Annotated in this window: 18 protein-coding genes; 8 read left to right on the top strand and 10 right to left on the bottom strand. The window is 70.6% G+C overall.

Translation table 11 applies throughout. The annotated features are described in order from the left end of the window. Positions 1-9: 9 nt before the first annotated feature. Positions 10-642 (bottom strand): class I SAM-dependent methyltransferase, encoded by a 633-nt coding sequence (locus tag ACQPXB_RS36485; RefSeq protein ID WP_366587252.1) that lies wholly within the window; start codon positions 640-642, stop codon positions 10-12. Positions 643-745: 103 nt separating this feature from the next. Here ACQPXB_RS36485 and ACQPXB_RS36480 point away from each other — a divergent pair, with 103 nt between their 5' ends. After that, complete coding sequence (locus ACQPXB_RS36480) at positions 746-1,483, top strand: SDR family oxidoreductase (protein ID WP_366587254.1); 738 nt, start codon at positions 746-748, stop codon at positions 1,481-1,483. A 120-nt stretch (positions 1,484-1,603) separates the two neighbouring features. Further along, complete coding sequence (locus ACQPXB_RS36475) at positions 1,604-2,386, top strand: NPP1 family protein (RefSeq protein ID WP_432846075.1); 783 nt, start codon at positions 1,604-1,606, stop codon at positions 2,384-2,386. A 78-nt stretch (positions 2,387-2,464) separates the two neighbouring features. Here the strand turns inward: ACQPXB_RS36475 and ACQPXB_RS36470 are convergent, their stop codons facing one another. Further along, on the bottom strand, positions 2,465-3,922 hold the full coding sequence (locus ACQPXB_RS36470) for an ABC transporter substrate-binding protein (RefSeq protein ID WP_432846074.1): 1,458 nt from the start codon (positions 3,920-3,922) through the stop codon (positions 2,465-2,467). 133 nt (positions 3,923-4,055) lie between these two features. Between ACQPXB_RS36470 and ACQPXB_RS36465 the strand changes: the two genes are divergently transcribed. Both ACQPXB_RS36465 and ACQPXB_RS36460 read left to right on the top strand, forming a co-directional pair. Then, entirely contained in the window at positions 4,056-5,357 is a 1,302-nt protein-coding gene (locus ACQPXB_RS36465; RefSeq protein WP_432856927.1) for an LVIVD repeat-containing protein, read from the top strand. A 49-nt stretch (positions 5,358-5,406) separates the two neighbouring features. Beyond that, positions 5,407-5,979 carry a chloramphenicol phosphotransferase CPT family protein gene (locus ACQPXB_RS36460; protein ID WP_432846073.1) on the top strand — a complete coding sequence of 191 codons (573 nt, stop codon included), beginning with the start codon at positions 5,407-5,409 and terminating at the stop codon, positions 5,977-5,979. A gap of 69 nt (positions 5,980-6,048) precedes the next feature. Here the strand turns inward: ACQPXB_RS36460 and ACQPXB_RS36455 are convergent, their stop codons facing one another. The 8 genes from ACQPXB_RS36455 to ACQPXB_RS36420 all read right to left on the bottom strand — a co-directional run bounded on the left by ACQPXB_RS36455 (position 6,049) and on the right by ACQPXB_RS36420 (position 14,070). Further along, entirely contained in the window at positions 6,049-6,351 is a 303-nt protein-coding gene (locus ACQPXB_RS36455; RefSeq protein ID WP_432846072.1) for a hypothetical protein, read from the bottom strand. 36 nt (positions 6,352-6,387) lie between these two features. Then, positions 6,388-6,957 carry a dihydrofolate reductase family protein gene (locus ACQPXB_RS36450; protein ID WP_432846071.1) on the bottom strand — a complete coding sequence of 190 codons (570 nt, stop codon included), beginning with the start codon at positions 6,955-6,957 and terminating at the stop codon, positions 6,388-6,390. 296 nt (positions 6,958-7,253) lie between these two features. Beyond that, on the bottom strand, positions 7,254-8,834 hold the full coding sequence (locus ACQPXB_RS36445) for a glycoside hydrolase family 13 protein (RefSeq protein ID WP_432856924.1): 1,581 nt from the start codon (positions 8,832-8,834) through the stop codon (positions 7,254-7,256). 44 nt (positions 8,835-8,878) lie between these two features. After that, a complete protein-coding gene (locus tag ACQPXB_RS36440; protein ID WP_432846070.1) occupies positions 8,879-9,796 on the bottom strand; it encodes a carbohydrate ABC transporter permease in 918 nt (305 codons plus the stop codon). A gap of 9 nt (positions 9,797-9,805) precedes the next feature. Then, positions 9,806-10,774, bottom strand: coding sequence for a carbohydrate ABC transporter permease (locus tag ACQPXB_RS36435; protein ID WP_366587270.1), 969 nt, complete (start codon positions 10,772-10,774; stop codon positions 9,806-9,808). Further along, a complete protein-coding gene (locus ACQPXB_RS36430; protein WP_432846069.1) occupies positions 10,752-12,143 on the bottom strand; it encodes an ABC transporter substrate-binding protein in 1,392 nt (463 codons plus the stop codon). Before ACQPXB_RS36430 ends, ACQPXB_RS36435 begins: the two co-directional genes overlap by 23 nt. A 116-nt stretch (positions 12,144-12,259) precedes the next feature. Beyond that, complete coding sequence (locus ACQPXB_RS36425) at positions 12,260-13,267, bottom strand: LacI family DNA-binding transcriptional regulator (RefSeq protein WP_432846068.1); 1,008 nt, start codon at positions 13,265-13,267, stop codon at positions 12,260-12,262. A 68-nt stretch (positions 13,268-13,335) separates the two neighbouring features. After that, the gene (locus tag ACQPXB_RS36420) at positions 13,336-14,070 is read right to left on the bottom strand and encodes an IclR family transcriptional regulator domain-containing protein (protein ID WP_366587311.1); all 735 of its coding nucleotides are present in this window, start codon (positions 14,068-14,070) and stop codon (positions 13,336-13,338) included. Positions 14,071-14,230: 160 nt separating this feature from the next. Here ACQPXB_RS36420 and ACQPXB_RS36415 point away from each other — a divergent pair, with 160 nt between their 5' ends. From ACQPXB_RS36415 to ACQPXB_RS36400, 4 genes are read left to right on the top strand one after another with little or no spacing between them, the layout of a single operon-like run. Beyond that, complete coding sequence (locus ACQPXB_RS36415; RefSeq protein ID WP_432846067.1) at positions 14,231-15,553, top strand: aromatic ring-hydroxylating dioxygenase subunit alpha; 1,323 nt, start codon at positions 14,231-14,233, stop codon at positions 15,551-15,553. Further along, positions 15,553-16,017 carry an aromatic-ring-hydroxylating dioxygenase subunit beta gene (locus ACQPXB_RS36410; RefSeq protein WP_432846066.1) on the top strand — a complete coding sequence of 155 codons (465 nt, stop codon included), beginning with the start codon at positions 15,553-15,555 and terminating at the stop codon, positions 16,015-16,017. Before ACQPXB_RS36415 ends, ACQPXB_RS36410 begins: the two co-directional genes overlap by 1 nt. After that, positions 16,014-16,976, top strand: coding sequence for a PdxA family dehydrogenase (locus tag ACQPXB_RS36405; RefSeq protein WP_432846065.1), 963 nt, complete (start codon positions 16,014-16,016; stop codon positions 16,974-16,976). Before ACQPXB_RS36410 ends, ACQPXB_RS36405 begins: the two co-directional genes overlap by 4 nt. Further along, entirely contained in the window at positions 16,973-17,971 is a 999-nt protein-coding gene (locus tag ACQPXB_RS36400) for a 2Fe-2S iron-sulfur cluster-binding protein (RefSeq protein ID WP_432846064.1), read from the top strand. Before ACQPXB_RS36405 ends, ACQPXB_RS36400 begins: the two co-directional genes overlap by 4 nt. The last annotated feature ends 46 nt before the right edge of the window (positions 17,972-18,017 follow it).

Below are 18,017 nucleotides of genomic sequence, written 5' to 3'. Positions count from 1 at the left end.
GCCGCCGCCTCACCTGCTCGTGACCAGCAGGTGGAAGGCGCGGGTGCCCTCGCCGACGCGTTCGTGGCGGTCGAGGTTCAGCCCCGCCTCGCCCAGCGCCGTCTCGACGTCGGCCACCGGGCGCAGCCGAAAGCCGTGTTCGGTGAACGGCATGGCTTTCATGGCCTCGGGATCGCCGATGCCGAGCACGAAGCGGCCACCCGGCGTGAGCACGCGGGCGACCTCGGCGAACGCCAGGTCGAGGTCGTCGACGAAGTACACCGTGTCGAGCGTGATCGCGGCGTCCATCGACGCGTCTTCCAGCGGCAGCGCGGTTATCGTGCCGCGGTGCAGGCGCAACCGGCCGGCGGCGATGTTGGCGGGGAACGCGGCGCGGGCCTTGGCGATCATCGTGTCGGAGATGTCGACGCCGTGCACCGTCCCGCCCGCCGCGGCGCGCAGCAGCAGGTCGAGGCCCAGGCCACCGCCGAAGCCGATGTCGAGCGCCGTCTCCCCGGGCTTCAGGTCGAGTGCTTCGACGGCCGCCGTCATGTTGCCGCGATTGGTGCGGTTCAGCAGCCGCCCGACGGCCCGGCCGGGCAGCCCGCTGGGGTGGCCGAGCTGCCGCGCCAGCCCGGCGAGCAGAGTGTCTCGTGGTCCCATTTCCGCAAGTCTGCCCTCGTGACGGCCGCGAGTCCACGACGTGGATTGTGGTGGCCCGGATGGTGTGGCAGCGTGCTGGGCTGCGAGGACGAGGAGGGGTGCGATGGCGGACAGGACCGCGGTGGTCACCGGAGCGGGTTCGGGCATCGGCCGACGGGTCGCGCGTGCGTTGCTGGGCGCCGGTTATCAGGTCGCGCTGGCCGGGCGCCGGGCCGAGGCGCTTTCGGAGACGGCGGACGGCGCTCCGGGTGCGCTGGTCGTGCCCACGGACGTCGCTTCGCCCGAGTCCGTGGCGGCCTTGTTCGAGGCGGTGCGCGAGCGGTGGGGCCGGCTCGACCTGCTGGTGAACAACGCCGGGGTGTCGGCGGGCGGGACCGTCGCGGACCTGTCGGTGGAGCGCTGGCGCCGGGTCGTCGACACGAACCTGACGGGGATGTTCCTGTGCGCGCAGCAGGCCGTGCTCCTGATGAAGGACCAGGAACCCCTGGGCGGGCGGATCATCAACAACGGCTCGATCTCCGCGCACGCGCCGCGGCCCGCGAGCGTCGCCTACACCGCCACGAAGCACGCCATCACGGGGCTGACCAAGTCGATCTCCCTCGACGGCCGCGCCTGGAACGTCGCGTGTGGACAGATCGACATCGGCAACGCCGCCACGGAGATGACCGAGCGCATGTCCGCCGGCATCCCGCAGGCCGACGGCCGGGTGCTCGCCGAGCCGACCTTCGACGCCGGCCACGTGGCCGACGCGGTGCTGTACATGGCGGGGCTGCCGCTGGACGCGAATGTCCAGTTCCTGACCATCACGGCCACGACCATGCCGTTCATCGGGAGGGGCTGACCCGTCCGTACCGCCGGATTTACCCGTTCGGGCAAAGATCTTCGAGTGGTCTGATCCACGCTGCGGTGCCCGGGTCCCGGGACCACGCTGGGCGTGCGATCACGAGAAGGGACCCGCTCGATGAAGCACCGCACGTTGCGTAGGTCGGCCGTCGTACCGCTGGCGATCGCCACGGTCACATTCGGTTCGGTGGCTTTCGGTTCGGCGACCGCGTGGGCCGATCCGCCGGCGGCGCTGCCGGCCGGCGCGCCCGCCGCCGACGCCAAGTGGCAGCCCGCGCTCGACTTCGACAAGGACGGCTGTTACAACACCCCCGCCATCGGCCCCGACGGCACCCTCAACCCGGGCCTCGACCTCGGCGGCGCGGTGAACGGCAACTGCCACGACAAGTCCGATCTGGCCGACACCAATGTCTACTCCCGGTCGAAGTGCAACAACGGCTGGTGCGCCTACCTCTACGGCTACTACTTCGAGAAGGACCAGGTCTCCGAGGGCCCCGTTTCGGCCGGCCACAAGCACGACTGGGAGCACATCGTCGTGTGGGTGCAGGACGACCAGGCGAAGTACATTTCCGTTTCCCAGCACCAGGGTTACGAGACGAAGCCCGCGTCGGCGGTCCCGTTCCAGGACACCCACCCGAAGGCCGTGTACCACAAGGACGGCGTCTCGACCCACGACTTCCGCTTCCCCAAGGACGGCAACGGCGACGAACCACCCGAGAACGACGAGGGCGTGTGGCAGGTCAAGGGCCTCGTGGGCTGGGACAACTACCCCGCGGGCATCCGCGACAAACTCACCTCCGCCGACTTCGGCGACGCCACCTTCAAACTGACCGACGACCGCTTCAACGGCACGCTGGCCACGGCGAAGCCCGCGGAGGTCGGTCTGGACCCGAACGCGTGAGCAGGAGATGACCTTGTCGCGGCGGAAGTCGTCGAACAGCCGGTAGAACATCCGCTCGCGCGGTACGCGAAGCCGTGATCAGACGGAAAGCGCCGCCAGGTCGATACCCGAGAACGCCGCCGCAACCACCCCGTGCAGGCGGGGCGACCACACAGCGTGCCCGTGCCCCGTCCACAGGGGCGCCACCGGGAGGTCGCGCAGGAGCTGGTTCTCGGCGACCCGGTACAGCTGCCCGGCTTCCGCCGTGGTGGCCGCGGATTCCGCCGCCGTGAGGTCCTGGGCGAAGCCGGGGTCCGAGTAGCCCGAGGCGGAGGCCAGGGTCGTCAGCAGGTCCGCGGGGCTGGCGGAGGCGAGGTTCAAGTCCACAGTAGACGGACCGTCCACGCGACCGTTCGGGCGCTGGGCCGCGGTCACCGGAACCCCCAGTGCCGTGGCCACGCCGGTGGCGAGGGGGCGCGTCCACTGGCCCGCGCCGGGGTCGAAGTAGACCGTGGTGGGGCCGGTGAAGCCGGACTGGGCCAGCAGTGACTTGGCGGCGGCGGCGTCGAACGAGCAGGGGCGGCAGGTGCCGGTGCGTTCGCCGGGGGCGTCGGCGGGGGGCAGGAGGGCGTGGGCCGGGTCGACCTGGTGGGCGAGGGGACCGGCTTCCAGCGCCGAGCGGTCGACGGCGAGGGCGAAGGCGTGGCGGACGGCCGCGTCGGCGAAGCGGGGGTCGGCCGTGGGGAAGACGAGGTAGCCGGCCTCGGGCAGAGGCCAGGTGGTGTGGCGGTCGGCGAAGTCGGTGTGCATGGCTTCGTGGCGTTCGCCCGGGACGGAGGTGACGAGGTCGAGCGAGCCGTCGCGCACGGCGTCGTACTGCTCCACCGGGTCGCCCACGCGCAGGTCGACCTCGGTGGCCTTGCCCTCGGCCGGGGTGACGCGCAGGAGCGTGCCGCCGGTGCCGGGGGCCCAGCCGTCGGCGAGGCGGAAGGGGCCGTCGCCGACGGGGTGGCGGGCGAAGCCGTTCCAGTCGTGCGAAGCGAGCACGGACGCGGGCATCGGCACGAGCCCCGGCGCCGAGAGCCACGCCGGCACCTGGCTGCTCGGGCGGTCGAGCACGAGCCGGATCGTCGTGGCGTCGGGAGCGGTGATCTGCTTGGCCCGCAACGACTTCGTCAGCACGGGCGTGACCTCCCAGTTCTCGCCGGCGATCGCGTGCCAAGTGTCTACATAGGATTGAGCGGTCACCGGGGTGCCGTCGTGGAACTTCAGGTCCGGGCGCAGCTTCACGGTCCACGTCACGTGGTCGGTGCTCGTGATCGACGTGGCGGCGCGCGGGGTGAGCTGGCCCGTGACCGGGTCGTAGTCGGCGAGCGGCGTCCACAGCGCGCCCGTGACGAAGCGCCCGGCCTGGTCGTCGACGTCGGCGGGCAGCAGCGTGCCCGGCTCCTGCAGCCCGACCGTGACGACGCCCGGGCGGGCCGGCTCGTCGGACGAACAGCCGGCGAGCGCGGACAACGCCACCACCGCGGCGGCGAGCAGGGCAGGCAGGCGCATGCTGTCTTAATACCAGTTGGAAAGGGACGAAAGGCGGTTGTGTCCGGTTGGTCACCGTCTTAGAGTGCAACGGTCACGCTGGGCGTTCTGGGAGGTTCGTGTGCGCCGCTGGTGGGTTCGATCTTGCTTGGCCCTGACCACTGTCGCCGCGACGCTCATCGCGAGCGAGCTGCCCGCCGCCGCGTGCGGCGAGGACGACAAACCCGCGGTGCAGGCCAAACACACCGCCGGCGACCCAGGTGCGATCAAGGGCGTGCGCGCCGTCGGCAACGTGCCCGACGCGGCGGGCGCGATCTCCGCCAACTTCCTCCAGTACGGCCACCGCGACGTGATGGTGGTGTCCGGCGAGTTCGGCCTCAAGGTCTACGACCTCACGCGCGACCCCGCCGCACCGAAGGCGATCGGGCAGCTCAGCCTGCCCGGCCTGTGGGAGACCGAGGACACCGAGGTCGACGCGCAGCGCAAGCTGGTGTTCCTCTCGCGCGACCCGCGTGCGTTCGAGGGCAACACGCACACCGGCGAGTCCGGCATCTACGTCGTCGACGTCTCACGCCCGGAGAAGCCCGCGATCCTGAGCTACGTGCGCGTGCCCGCCGGCCACACCACCAGCTGCGTCGACGGCTGCCGCTACCTGTGGACCGGCGGCCCCGCGAAGGCCGACGACCAGCCGGCCGACTGGGGCGGGCGCCCGATCTGGGTCACCGACGTGCGCAACCCGCGCCATCCGGTCGTCCACCCCGACCCGATCGAGCTCGCCCGCAACGACGGCCAGACCGACTACGTGCACGACGTCCAGGTCGACTCCGCGGGCGTCGCGTGGGTCTCGGGCCGCGGCGGCGTCCGCGGCTACTGGACGAGCGGTCTGCACCGCGACCCCGTGCGCGGCGGCGTGCACCGCGCCACCGCGCTGGAGCCGATCCCGTACGCCGGCGGCGGCGTCGACGAGACCGCCGCGCCGTCGAAGTTCCTGCACAACAGCTTCCACCCGGTCGGCCCTCGCGACGCCGGCGCCTGGCGCGGCCACGACCTCGTGTACGCCACCGAGGAGAACTTCCTCGACGGTTGCGCGGGCGACGGCGTGCTCACCATCTCGTCCCTGGCCGGTTCGTACCACGGCGAAGGCTGGCGCTCGACCCCGGCCGAGCCCTTCCGGCTGCAGAGCGTCGGCACCTGGAGCGTCGCGGGCCAGGAAGGCAGCGACCCCGCCTCCGACGACTGCTCCGCCCACTACTTCGACCTGCGCGACCACGTGCTCGTCCAGTCCTTCTACTCCCAGGGCACGCGCTTCCTCGACGTCAGCGACCCCACCAACCCCCGCCAGATCGCCTACTTCCGCCCCGCGGACGCCAGCTCGTGGGCGCCGTACTGGCACGACGGCTATGTGTACGTGGCGGACAACGTGCGTGGGGTGGACGTCCTGAAGCTGACTGCCTGAGGCCCGATCGGCCGGGAGATCGATCGGCGCCGGCGGTTACAGTCCGATCATGGAGCCAGTGGCACGCGGCCGGGTCATTCTCCTCAACGGCCCTTCGAGCTCGGGGAAGTCGAGCATCGGGCAGGCGCTGCTGGCGATCCTGCCCGAGCCCTGGTTCCACGTCCCCGTCGACGGGATCAACGCGATGCGGTCGACGCGCTACACCCGTGAGCGCGACGAAGCCGGAGTCCAGGAGATGCTGCGACGGACCCGGCGCGGCTACCACCGCGCCGTCGCGGCCCTCACCTCCACGGGGAACGACGTGGTGATGGACTACCCGCTCAGCGAGCCGTGGCGTCTCGACGACCTCCTCGTCGTCCTCGACGGCTACGACGTCACCCTGGTGGACGTCCACTGCGCGCCGGAGGAGCTCGCCCGGCGGGAGCGCTCGCGCGGCGATCGGCCGCACGGTCTCGCCGCCTCGCAGACGCTGATCTACTCCCACGGCGACCACGATTTCGTCGTGGATACCACCCACCGCACCGCGGCCGACTGCGCCCGCGAGATCGCCGACCGCCGCGATGCGGTCGGGCGGCCGAAGGCGTTCGAGCGCCTCCGCGCCGCCCGCGCACGACCACGCTGACCGCCTGAGGCCCGGCCCCGGGGCCGCCCGAACGCTTTCGAGCGGCCCCGCACCCGCGCGGTCCGAGGTTCAGCGCACCTGGTCCGCCGCCACCGTGAACCGCCCCCGGCCGTCGTTGTCCTCGACCGTGTAGCTCAGCTCGACGACCGCCACCTCGCGACCGTCGGGATCCCGTTCGCGCCGCAGCACTTCGCAGTCGAGGTCGAACCGCATGGGCAGCGGAGTGCTCGCATCCCAGTTCTCCGCGGTCAGGATGGGCACCTTCTCCGTGATCAGGACGACGGTGCCGTCCGCCTCGGCGAACCGCAGCTCCACGAAGCCGGGGAACTCTTCGTCCACCCAGCGGGTCACCGTTGCCTTGAGCTTTGCCACGAGACGGAGTCTGCCAGCAACGCGGAAACAGCCGGATCAGTGCCGCGTCGGTCGGTAGATCAGTTCCTGAGTGTGCCCGTCCAGGGTGCGGCTTTCGAGGAGCTCCAGGTCGAAGTCCTCGGCGCCCTCGAAGATGCGGGCGGCGCCGGTCGCGCCGGTGAGGGCGGGGAAGATCGTCAGCTGCACCCGGTCGACCAGGCCTGCGGCCATGAGGGCGCGGTTCATCGCCAGGCTGCCGTGCGAGCGCAGCGGTGCGTCGGACTCCTTCTTCAGCCGGGCGACGACGTCGACGGCGTCGCCGCTGAGGACGGTCGCGTCGGGCCAGTCGAAGGGGCCGCGCAGGGTGGAGGACACGACGGTGGTAGGCAGGTCGCGCAGCAGGGTGACCCAGGGGTCGAGGTTCTCCACGCCGAACTCGGCGAACATCTCCACGTTGTCCTTGAACGTGGTCCCCCCGAACACCATCCGCTGCTCCGCGCTGTACAGCTCGACGCGGCGCGCCAGCAGCTCCGGGCCCTGCTTGCCCCAGTAGCCGCCCCAGTCGCCGGTGTGGGAGCCGTAGCCGTCGAGGCTGGAGAAGACGTCGAAGGTGTAGGTGGCGGTCATGGTGAGCTCCTCGGGTAGACGTTCGGGCCGGGCGGCCCCTCACCCTGCCTACGAACCCGCTCGACGCCGATCGACACCGTCCCGGAAAAAACTTCCGGCGTTCTGAAACCACGACGACAAAGGGCCCCGTGGATCAGCGGCCATGACGCCTCCACCCCAGTCTGGCCGCGGGCTGGGCGGTGCTGAACCGCGTGGAGCTCGGGCCCGAGACGGTGTGGCGAGCCGGCCCGTTGTCCGGGCTGGATGTCGCCCTGGGGCAAGGGGCACCTCGAGCGAACCCAAGGTGCCCCTCCACGTCAGGACCGCAGCCACACCGCGGTGTCCGTCGGGATCTCCGTCGTGACGGGACCGCTCGCCAGCAGGATCTCCCCGGCCGGCAGCGGGACTGGGGAAGCCGAGAAGTTCAGCACGAACGTGAACCCCGGCTCCCGCCTGAACGCCAGCACCCCGTCGCCGAGCGAAAGCCACTTCAGCGTCCCCGCGCCGAGCGAAGGCTGCTCCGCCCGGATCCGTAGGCCGTCGCGGTACAGCGACAGCATCGACGCCGGGTCCGCGGCCTCGGCGGAAGCCGTGTAGTCGGCCCACGAAGCGGGCTGCGGCAGCCACGGCGTCCCCGTCCCGAAGCCGAACGGTGCGGCAGGACCCGACCACGGCAGCGGCACCCGGCACCCGTCCCGGCCCGGGTCCGCGCCGTCGGTCCGCGCCCACACCGGGTCCTGCCGCAGCTCCGAAGGAAGGTCCTCGACCTCCCACAACCCCAGCTCTTCGCCCTGGTACACGTACACCCCGCCCGGCAGCGCCAGCGTCAGCAGCGCCGCCGCGCGGGCCCGGAGGGTGCCCAGGGAGAGCGAAACCGGCGAGCCGTGCAGCCGGTCCGCGAAGGAGAAACCCGTGTCACCGGACCGGCCGTAGCGCGTGACGTGCCGCGTCACGTCGTGGTTGGACAGCACCCACGCCGCGGGCGCGCCGACCTCGTCGTGGGCCCGCAGCGTGCGCGAGATGACGTCGCGGAAGCGCGAGACGTCCCACGGGCACACCAGGAAGTCGAAGTTGAACGCCGAGTGCAGCTCGTCGCGGCGCAGGTAGCGCGCGGCGCGGGACATGTCGGGCAGCCACATCTCGCCCACGAGCACGCGTTCGCCCGCATACGAGTCGGCGATCTTTCGCCACGACCGGTAGATCTCGTGCAGCCCCTCCTGGTCGGAGAACGGCGTCTCGTCCCCGTCCGCGACGTCGGGCAGCGCGGGGTCCTTCACGAGCCCGTCGGCGACGTCGATGCGGAAGCCGTCGACGCCGCGGTCGAACCAGAACCGCAGCACGTCCTCGAACTCCGCGCGGATGTCGGCGTTGTCCCAGTTGAAGTCGGGCTGGCGCGAGCTGTACAGGTGCAGGTACCACTCGCCGTCCTCGACGCGGGTCCACGCGGGCCCGCCGAAGCGCGACTTCCAGTTGTTCGGCGGCTCCGAACCGTCGACGCCGCGGCCCGGGCGGAACCAGAACCGCTGACGCTCGGCGGACCCCGGCCCGGCCGCGAGCGCAGCGGTGAACCAGCGGTGCTCGTCGGAGCAGTGGTTCGGCACGATGTCGATGATCACGCGGATGCCGCGCTCGTGCGCTTCGGCGATGAGCTCCTCGGCCTCGGCGAGAGTGCCGAAAAGCGGTTCGATGTCACGGAAGTCGGCCACGTCGTAGCCGCCGTCGTCCATGGGCGACGGGTACCAGGGCGTGAACCAGATGGCGTCCACGCCCAGCTCGGCCAGATGGTCCAGTTTGGACCGCACGCCGGCGAGATCCCCGATGCCGTCGCCGTTTCCGTCGGCGAAGCTGCGGATGTACACCTGGTAGATCGCCGCGCTGCGCCACCAAGCCGAAGACAGTTCGGTCACTGCGTAGTCCTCCCAGTAGTCTTTGCGGACCGTGCTCAGCCCTTGATCGAGCCGGCGGTGAGCCCGGCGAGGATCTGGCGCTGGAACACGAGGAACAGCACGATCATCGGCACGCTCGCCAGCACCATGCCCGCGACGAGCAGGTTGAGCGGCATGTCGATCGCCACCCGCTGCAGCATCACGCTCAGCGTCTGCTTGCCGGTGTCCGGGAACACCAGCAGCGGCCAGATGAAGTCCTTCCACGCGGCCACGATCGTGAGGATCGAGACCACGGCGAGGATCGGGCGTGAGATCGGCAGGATGATCTTCCACAACGTGCGGACCGGGCCGGCGCCGTCGAGGCGCGCGGCCTCGACGAGCTCGTCGGGGATCTGGTCGAAGAACCGTTTGAGCAGGTAGATGTTGAACGCGTTGGCCGCCGCGGGCAGCCAGATCGCGGCGGGGGAGTTGATCAGGTTCAGGTGCAGCAGCGGCAGGTCGGTCACCGTCACGTACGTCGGCACCAGCAGCGCCGCGGCCGGCAGCATGAGCGTGACGAGCATGAGACCGAGCACCACGTTGCCGAACTTCGGCCGCAGCTTCGACAGCGCGAACGCCGCCGGCACGTCCACCGCGAGCTGCACCAGCCACGCGCCGCCCGCCACGATCACCGTGTTGAGGAAGTACTTCCCGAGGTCCATCTGGTCCCACGCCTCGGTGAACGACTGCGGGTGCCACTCGCGCGGCACGATCGTCGCCGGGGTCGCGGCCAGCTCCGCCGGCGACTTCATGGCGCCCGTCACGGCCCAGTACAACGGGAACAGGAACGCCAGCGTGAACAGCACGAACGTGCACACGAACACGATCACGTACACGGTCTTCCCGCCGCCGGTGCGCAGCTGCGACGGTGAGATCAGCGTCCGTCCTGACGGGACAGCGGCACGTTTTCCCTTGCGCGGCAAGGCGATTGTCATGGGAACCTCCTAGTCGTCCGCGCGCCGGGTCAGCCGCACGTACATCGCCGAGAACACGCCCAGTGCCACGAACAGCAGCAGGCTCATCGCGCTGGCCGAGCCGAAGTCGTTGTAGACGAAGGCGTAGCGGTACAGCAGCAGGAGCACGGTCACCGTCGAGTCGTCCGGGCCGCCGCCGGTCATCACGTACGGCTCGGTGAACACCTGCATGGTCGCCACGATCTGCAGCAGCAGGAGCACCAGCAGCACGAACCGCGTCTGCGGGAACGTCACGTGCCGCAGCCGCCGCCACATCCCGGCGCCGTCGAGCTCCGCGGCCTCGTACAGGTCACCCGGGATGGTCTGCAGCGCCGCCAGGTAGATCAGCGTCGTGCTGCCCATGTTGGCCCAGGTGGACACGAACACCAGCGACAGCATGGCGGTGGTCGAGGAGTCGAGCCACTGCAGACCGGGCAGGCCGACGGCGTTGAGCGCCGAGTTGAACAGGCCGGGGCCTGGGTCGTAGAACCACTTCCACATGAGCGCCGTGACCACGGGCGGCAGCATCACCGGCAGGTACACCGCGAGCCGGAAGTACGCCCGCGCGTGGCGCAGCTCGTTGAGCAGCACCGCCGCCAGGAAGGGCACGAGGAACCCGAACACCAGCGCGAAACCGGTGAACAGCAACGTGTTGCGCCACGCCACCCCGAACAGCGGGTCGGCGAACAGGCGCACGAAGTTGTCGAACCCGACCCACGTCGGCGGGTTCACGAAGTCGACCTGCTGGAAGCTCAGCAGCACCCCGCGCACGATGGGGTACCAGGAGAACATCGCGAACACCACGAGCGCGGCGCACAACAGCGTGTACGCGGTGAGGTTCTCGCGCAGGCGCCGCTTGAGCCGGGCGCGCCGGCGTTCGGCGGGCGAGGCGGCAGGCCGACCGGCCCGCGGGGTGACCGCGGGCCAGTCGAGCACGTTACCTGACCTGGGCGAGGACACTGTTGACCTTCGACTGCGCCGAGGAGAGCAGCTGGTCGATGTTCGCGTTGCGGTCGGTCAGCACGGCCTGCATCACGCTGTCGAGCGCCGCGTAGATCTGCTGCGCGTTCGGCGGTTCGATGCTGCCCTTGATCTTGTCCGCGGTGTCCACGTAGGACTGGTAGTTCTCCGCGGGCACGTTGGCGTACTTCTTCTTCACGGCCAGCTGCTGGTCGCGCACCGCGCCCTGCCAGATGTCCGGCGTCGGCTCGGTCGGCAGGCCCACGGGCTGCTTGCCGTCGGCGTACTGCTTCACGTGCTTGTCGAAGCGGTCGGGGTTGAGGTACTTCCACTGGATCCACTCGAGCCCGGCCTTGATCTTCGCGGCCGACGCCTTCGGGTTGATCATGTAACCCTCGCCGCCGAGCAGAGTGCCCTGCGCGCCGGGCATGCCGGCGATGCCGTAGTCCTCGTACTTGCCGTTGAACTGCTTCACCAGCACGGGCACGTTGTCCGGCGCGGCCATGTACATGCCGAGCTGGCCGGCGCCCATCATGCGCTGCACGTCGACGTCCTGCAGCAGCTGCTTGCTGCCCATGGAGTTGTCGTCCCAGCGCATCGCGTGCAGGTAGTCCAGCGCGGCGCGGCCCTTGTCGTTGTCGAAGTCGGCGACCCACTTGTCGCCGTCCTTGCGGGCGATGTCGCCGCCCATCGAGTACAGCCAGCCGGTCATGTGCCAGCCGCCCTGGTTGTTCTTGCTGTAGTCGGCGTACCCGACGATCCCGTTGCCCAGCGCGGAGATCTTCTTCGCGTCGGCGCGCACCTCGTCCCAGGTGGCGGGCGGCTTGTCCGGGTCGAGCCCGGCCTGCTGGAAGAGCTTGCGGTTGTACACGAGCCCCATGGTGTAGTTCGCCGTCGGGAGGCCGTAGAGCTTGCCGCTCGCGTCCCGGAAGTTGTCGAGGAGTTGCGGCTGGATGTCGTTGACGTGCGGCACGCTCTTCGCCGCTTCCGTGATGTCGGCGGCCTGGTGGCGGGCGATGATCTGCGCCGGGTCGGTGAAGTACACGTAGTACACGTCTTCGAGCTGGCCGCCGGCGAGCTTCGCCGAGAACGTCTTGGGGTCCATGAACCCCTCGTGGGGCACGATGTCGATTGCCGGGTGCGAAGCCTCGAACTCGGCGACGTCGGCGTCGAACACCTTGCGCTCGAACGGCTGCGTGGTCGGCGGCTGCCCCGTGACGGTGATCTGGACCTTTCCGCCGGCGTCTCCGCCCTCGGAGCCGGAGCCGCAGGCGGCGAGGCTCACGGCCAGGCCACCCGCGGTGAGCAGGGCGATCACGGTTCTGGGAGTGCGGCTGGACCTCGCTGCTCGGGACCAGGGACTGCTCATCTCAAGCCTCTTCTCGCGGTCGCGACGGCTGTGTCGTGATGGCCGTCACTCTAAAGTGTGAGACCAGAACGCCGCAATAACCCGACGAGGATTTGCAAGTTACGAACAGGAGGTGATCACGCCCGGTGCCGCGCGGTCGACCCCCTCACCACGAGCTCGGGAGCGAACAGCAGCTCCTCGGCCGCGACCTCGCCGCCGTTGATCCGCTTCACGAGCAGCTCCACCACCGCGCGGCCCATCGCCTCGATCGGCTGGCGCGTGGTCGTGAGCGGCGGGTCGGTGCAGTTCATGAGTGCCGAGTCGTCGTAGCCGACGACCGAGATGTCGGCGGGCACGTCGAGTCCCTGGCGGCGCGCGGCCCGGATCGCGCCCAGCGCCAGCAGGTCGCTCGCGCACAGCACGGCGGTGGCGCCGCGCGGGTAGAGACGCGCGGCCGCGGCGTGGCCGCCCTCGATGGAGAACATGCCGTGCTCCACCAGCTCGTCCAGTACGGGAAGGCCGAGCTTCGCCGCGTACGAGCGGAAAGCCGCGAGCTTGCGCTGCGACGGCACGTGGTCGGCCGGGCCCAGGACCAGGCCGATCTTCTCGTGGCCGAGCGAGCTCAGGTGCCCCACGACCTGCTCCACGGCCACCGCGTCGTCGCACGAGACCTGCGGCAGCCCGAGGTGGTCGACGGCGGCGTTGATCAGCACTGTCGGCAGCTTGCGTTCCACGAGGTGGTGGTAGTGCGTGTGCACGGCGTCGGCCTGCGCGAACAGCCCGCCGGCGAACACCACCCCGGACACCTGCTGCTGCAGGAGCAGCTCCACGTATTCGGCTTCGGACACCCCGCCGGCGGTGCGCGTGCACAGCACGGGCGTGAACCCCTGCTGGGCCAGCGCGTTGCCCATGATCTCGGCCAGTGCGGGGAAGATCGGGTTCTGCAGCTCGGGCAGCACGAGCCCCACCAGGCGGGCCCGTTCCCCGCGCAGCTGGGTGGGGCGCTCGTAGCCCATCACGTCCAGCGCGGTGAGAACGGCGGCCCGGGTGCTCGCGGAAACCCCGGGCCGGCCGTTGAGCACCCGGCTGACCGTGGCTTCGCTGACCCCCACCTGTCGGGCCACTTCGGCAAGTCGACGCGTCATGGCTGAAACTTTACTGCAATGGCTCGCAAAATCTCGACTTCACGGTGCGAAGGTGCTGACACGCTGAGCTACAGCTTGCGGCCCAGCTGCTCCGCCTGCTCGCGCAGCACCGGCAGGAACTCGTCGCGCAGCTGGTCCATCGAGATGCGGCCCGCGTTGGCGCTCACCGACATCGCGGCGACGGTGCGGCCGCGCGAGTCGAGCACGGGCACCGCGAGCGAGCGCAGGCCGTACTCCAGCTCCTCGTCGGTGAACGCCACGCCTTCCTGGTGCACGAGGTCCACGCGCCGGCGGATCTCGTCGGGCGTCACCGGCGTTTTCGGGGTCCTGGGGTGGAACTCGGACCGCTCGAGGTAGGCCGCCAAGTCCTCAGTGGACAGTGCGGAAAGGAGCACGTGTCCCGTCGCCGACGTGTAGGCCGGCACGCTCGCGCCGATGCGCACGCCCGTGTTGACGATCCGCTTCACCTCGCTGCGCGCGATGAACAGCGCGTCGTCGTTCTGCAGCACCGCGAGTGAGGCCGACTCCTGCACGTGCTCGCGCACCGCCGCCAGGTGCGGCTGCGCGAGCTGCGGCAGCGCCGTCGACTCGACGTACGCGTCGCCCAGGCGCAGCAGGCGCGGGGTGGGCAGGAAGTGCTTGCCGTCGTGGGTGAGGTACCCGAGGTCGACGAGCGTGAGCAGGCAGCGGCGGGCGACGGCGCGGTTGAGGCCGGTCAGGCGCGCGGCGTCGCTGATCGCGAGCTTCGGCGACGCCTCTCCGAACAGCTCCAGGATCGCCAATCCCTTGGCCAAACCGGCCATTCCTTCGGCTGCGGGCACGGCTCTCCCCGGAGTTGGGTCTTGACGGCAGGCTCTCGCCTGCCTTCAATGTGTTCGGCAAGTGAAACTGCGTTCGTTATTCGAACACTATCAGGGGTGCCGCGAGCTGTCGAGCGGCGCCCCGGGCGAGGAGGAACCGACGATGGATCGCCTCACGGGGACCACTGCGGGCCGCGCACCCGACCGCAGCTGGCCGCGGTCGCTGACCCGGGTGCCGTACTGGGTCTTCCAGGACGAGGCGGTGTACCGCGCCGAGCAGGACCGGATCTTCCACGGCCCGCACTGGAGCTACCTGTGCCTCGAGGCCGAGCTGGCCGAGCCCGGCGACTTCTGCGCGACCTTCATCGGCGAACAGCCGGTGCTGGTGACGCGCGACGTCGACGGCGAGGTGTACGCGTTCGAAAACCGTTGCGCCCACCGCGGCGCGCTGATCGCGATGGCCGACCACGGCAAGGCCCGCGACTTCACCTGCGTCTACCACGCCTGGACCTACAACCTGCAGGGCGACCTCACGGCCGTCGCGTTCGCCGAGGGTGTGGGCGGCAAGGGCGGGATGCCGCCGAACTTCTGCCTGTCGGACCACGGACCGCGCAAGCTGCGCATCGCCGTGGTCCACGGGCTGGTGTTCGGCACGCTGTCCAACGACCTGCCCGACATCGAGGAGTACCTCGGCCAGGAGATCCTCGACCGCATCGACCGCGTGCTCGGCGGCCGCAAGCCCGTGGTGCTGGGCCGGTTCGCGCAGCGCCTGCCGAACAACTGGAAGCTGTACGCGGAGAACGTCCGCGACTCCTACCACGCCAGCATCCTGCACTTGTTCTTCACGACGTTCGGCATCAACCGGCTTTCGCAGCGGGGCGCGATCATCGTCGACGAGTCCGGCGGCCACCACGTGAGCTACTCGGCCATCGACCGCAGCGTCACGGAGTCCACCGAGTACCGCGACCAGAACATCCGGTCCGACAGCGAATACAGCCTCGCCGATCCCTCGCTGCTGGAGGGCTTCAGTGAGGTCGGCGACGACGTGACGCTGCAGATCCTCTCGGTCTACCCCGGCTTCGTGCTGCAGCAGATCCAGAACTCCGTGGCCGTGCGCCAGATTCTCCCGCGCGGCACCGACGACACGCTGCTCAACTGGACCTACCTCGGCTTCGAGTCCGACACCGAGGAGCAGCGGCTGGTCCGGATGAAACAGTCCAACCTGGTCGGTCCCGCCGGCTACGTGTCCATGGAGGACGGTGGCATCGGCGGCTTCGTGCAGCGCGGGATCGCCGGCGCGTCCGACGAGTACGCGACGCTGCAGATGGGCGGCGACACGGCGGAGTCGAGCGAAAGCCGCGTCACGGAGGCGTCGGTCCGCGGGTTCTGGCTGGCCTACCGCGAGTCGATGGGTTTCGTGCCCGACGACGACGCGCCCCTGCCCGAGATCGGCCGGCACGAGCGCACCCGGGTGGTGCGTGCCTGATGGACAACCAGGTCGCCATCGCCCGTGCCCAGGCGCACTACGCCCGCTGCATCGACGACGGGCCGCTCGAAGACTGGCCCACGTTCTTCACCGAAGACTGCCACTACCGCGTGACCACGGCCGACAACTACGCCCGCGGCCTGCCCGCCGGCCTGATCTGGGCCGACACCCGCGGCATGCTGAAGGACCGCGTGTCGGCGCTCAAGGAAGCCAACATCTACGAGCCGCACGTGTACCGCCACATGCTCGGCCAGCCCGCGATCCTCACCGAGTCGGGTGGCGACGTCGAGAGCGAGACGCCGTTCTTCGTGCTGCGCGTGACCGGCGGCGGGCCGACCGACCTGTTCGCCAGCGGTCTTTATGTCGACCGCTACCGCGTCGAGGGCGACCAGGCTCTGCTGCGCGAGCGCGTGGTCGTGTGCGACAGCAAGGAGATCGACACCCTGCTGGCGCTGCCGCTGTGAGCCGCGTACTGCTGGTCATCGGTGACCCCAACGGCATCGGACCGGAGATCGCCGTCGCGGCCGCCGCCCGGGCCGAGGACCCGCCGGTGCTCGTGGGCGACCACCACGTGCTCGCGGATCTGGCCGCCGCCAAGGGGTTCCGGCTGCGGGAGCACACACCCGGCCTCCCGCCCGAGGACGGCGTGCTCGACCTAGTGGCCGTCGGGCACCTGCCGCCGGACGAGTTCCGGCCGGGTGTGCTCAGCGCGGAGGCGGGCGCGGCGGCCGTCCGCTACGTCACCGAAGCCGTCACGCTCGCCCTCGGCGGCGGGTACCGCGGCGTGGTCGCCTGCCCCCACTCGGAGACGGCCGTGCACGCCGCGGGCATCCCGTTCCGCGGCTACCCGCCGCTGATCGCGCAGCTCACCGGCGTGCCCGAGGACCGCGTGTTCCTGCTGCTCTCGGGCGGTGGCCTGAACATCGTGCACGCGACCCTCCACGAACGCCTCGCCGACGCCCTCGCCCGGCTCACCCCGGAGCTGGTCACCGCGGCCGGGAAAGCGTTGGGGGAGGCCCTGCGGAGTTTCGGCGTCGCTGCCCCGCGCATCGGCGTCTTCGGCGTCAACCCGCACGCGGGCGAGGGCGGCCTGTTCGGCAGCGACGACGAGCGCATCACCGCACCGGCCGTGGCTTCGCTTGTCGCGCAAGGCATCGACGCGGTCGGCCCCACCGGCGCCGACGTCGCGCTCACCACCCCGGGCCACGACGGGTTCGTCGCGCTGTACCACGACCAGGGCCACATCCCGGTCAAGCTGCTGGCCGGCCGCACCTCGACCGCGTTGACCGTGGGCGCCGGCGTGCCGTTCTGCAGCGTCGGCCACGGCACGGCGTTCGACATCGCCGGCCGGGGCGTCGCCGACCCCACGGCCGTGGTTCGCGCGCTCGGCCTGTTCGGACGAACGAAGGAGACCACCGCATGATCACCGTGGCGGACACGGACGTCGAGATCCCGTGCGACGACGGGCAAACCGTGCTCGAAGCCGCCGAGAACGCGGGTTGGGCCATCCCGTACTCGTGCCGCAAGGGCGTCTGCACGTCGTGCACCGGTTCGCTCGTCGCGGGTTCGGTGGTCGTGCGCGGCCGCGGTGAGCTGACAGGACCGGCTGACGGGGTGCTGCTCTGCCGCGCCGAACCCCAGGGCCCGGTCGTGGTCCGGCCGCGCCGCATCGAACGCAGCGAGCCGCCGCGGCGCAAGAAGCTCACCACGGTGGTGCACCGCATCCGCCGGCCCGCGCCCCGCGTCACCCTGCTCGACCTGCGGTTCCCGATCGGGCGGCGCGCGCCGTTCCGGGCCGGGCAGTTCCTGGAGGTGCAGCTGCCGGACGACGAACCGCGCCCGTATTCGCTGGCCAACCCGCCGCACCACAACGACGCGGTGCAGCTGCACGTCCGCACCGAACCGGGCGGGCGATTCTCCGAGCACACCGTGGGGGCGCTGCGACCCGGCGACACGCTCGACGTCGAGACACCGTTCGGCGAGTTCGTCCTCGACGACGGCGACGGGCCGATTCTCCTGCTCGCCACGGGCACGGGCTTCGCGCCGATCCAGTCGATCGTGCTCGACCTCATCGCGCGCCGCCGCACCCGGCCCGTGCACCTGTACTGGGGCGCGCGCACGGAGGAGGACCTCTACCTGGCCGAGCTGCCGGAACGCTGGGCGGCCCGGCACAGCTGGTTCGCCTACACGCCAGTGCTTTCCCGCCCCGGCAAGACCTGGTCCGGCGCCACCGGCCACGTCCAGCACGCCGCGCTGGCCGACCACCCGGAGCTGGCCGGGCATCGCACGTACGCCTGCGGCAGCGAAGCGATGACCACCGACGCCCACGACCTGCTCACCGGCCGCGGCGGCCTTCCGGCCGAGAGCTTCCTGGCCGACTCGTTCGTGGCCGCCGCCGAGCCCACCGTTCCCGCCTGACCGCTGTTCTGACTTCAACTGTCGTTTGATCCCACCACGATTCAAA

Origin of the sequence: Amycolatopsis sp. CA-161197 (genome assembly GCF_050942255.1) — a bacterium.
Classification (GTDB): Bacteria; Actinomycetota; Actinomycetes; order Mycobacteriales; family Pseudonocardiaceae; genus Amycolatopsis.
This window is presented reverse-complemented; position numbering and strand designations above follow the sequence as displayed.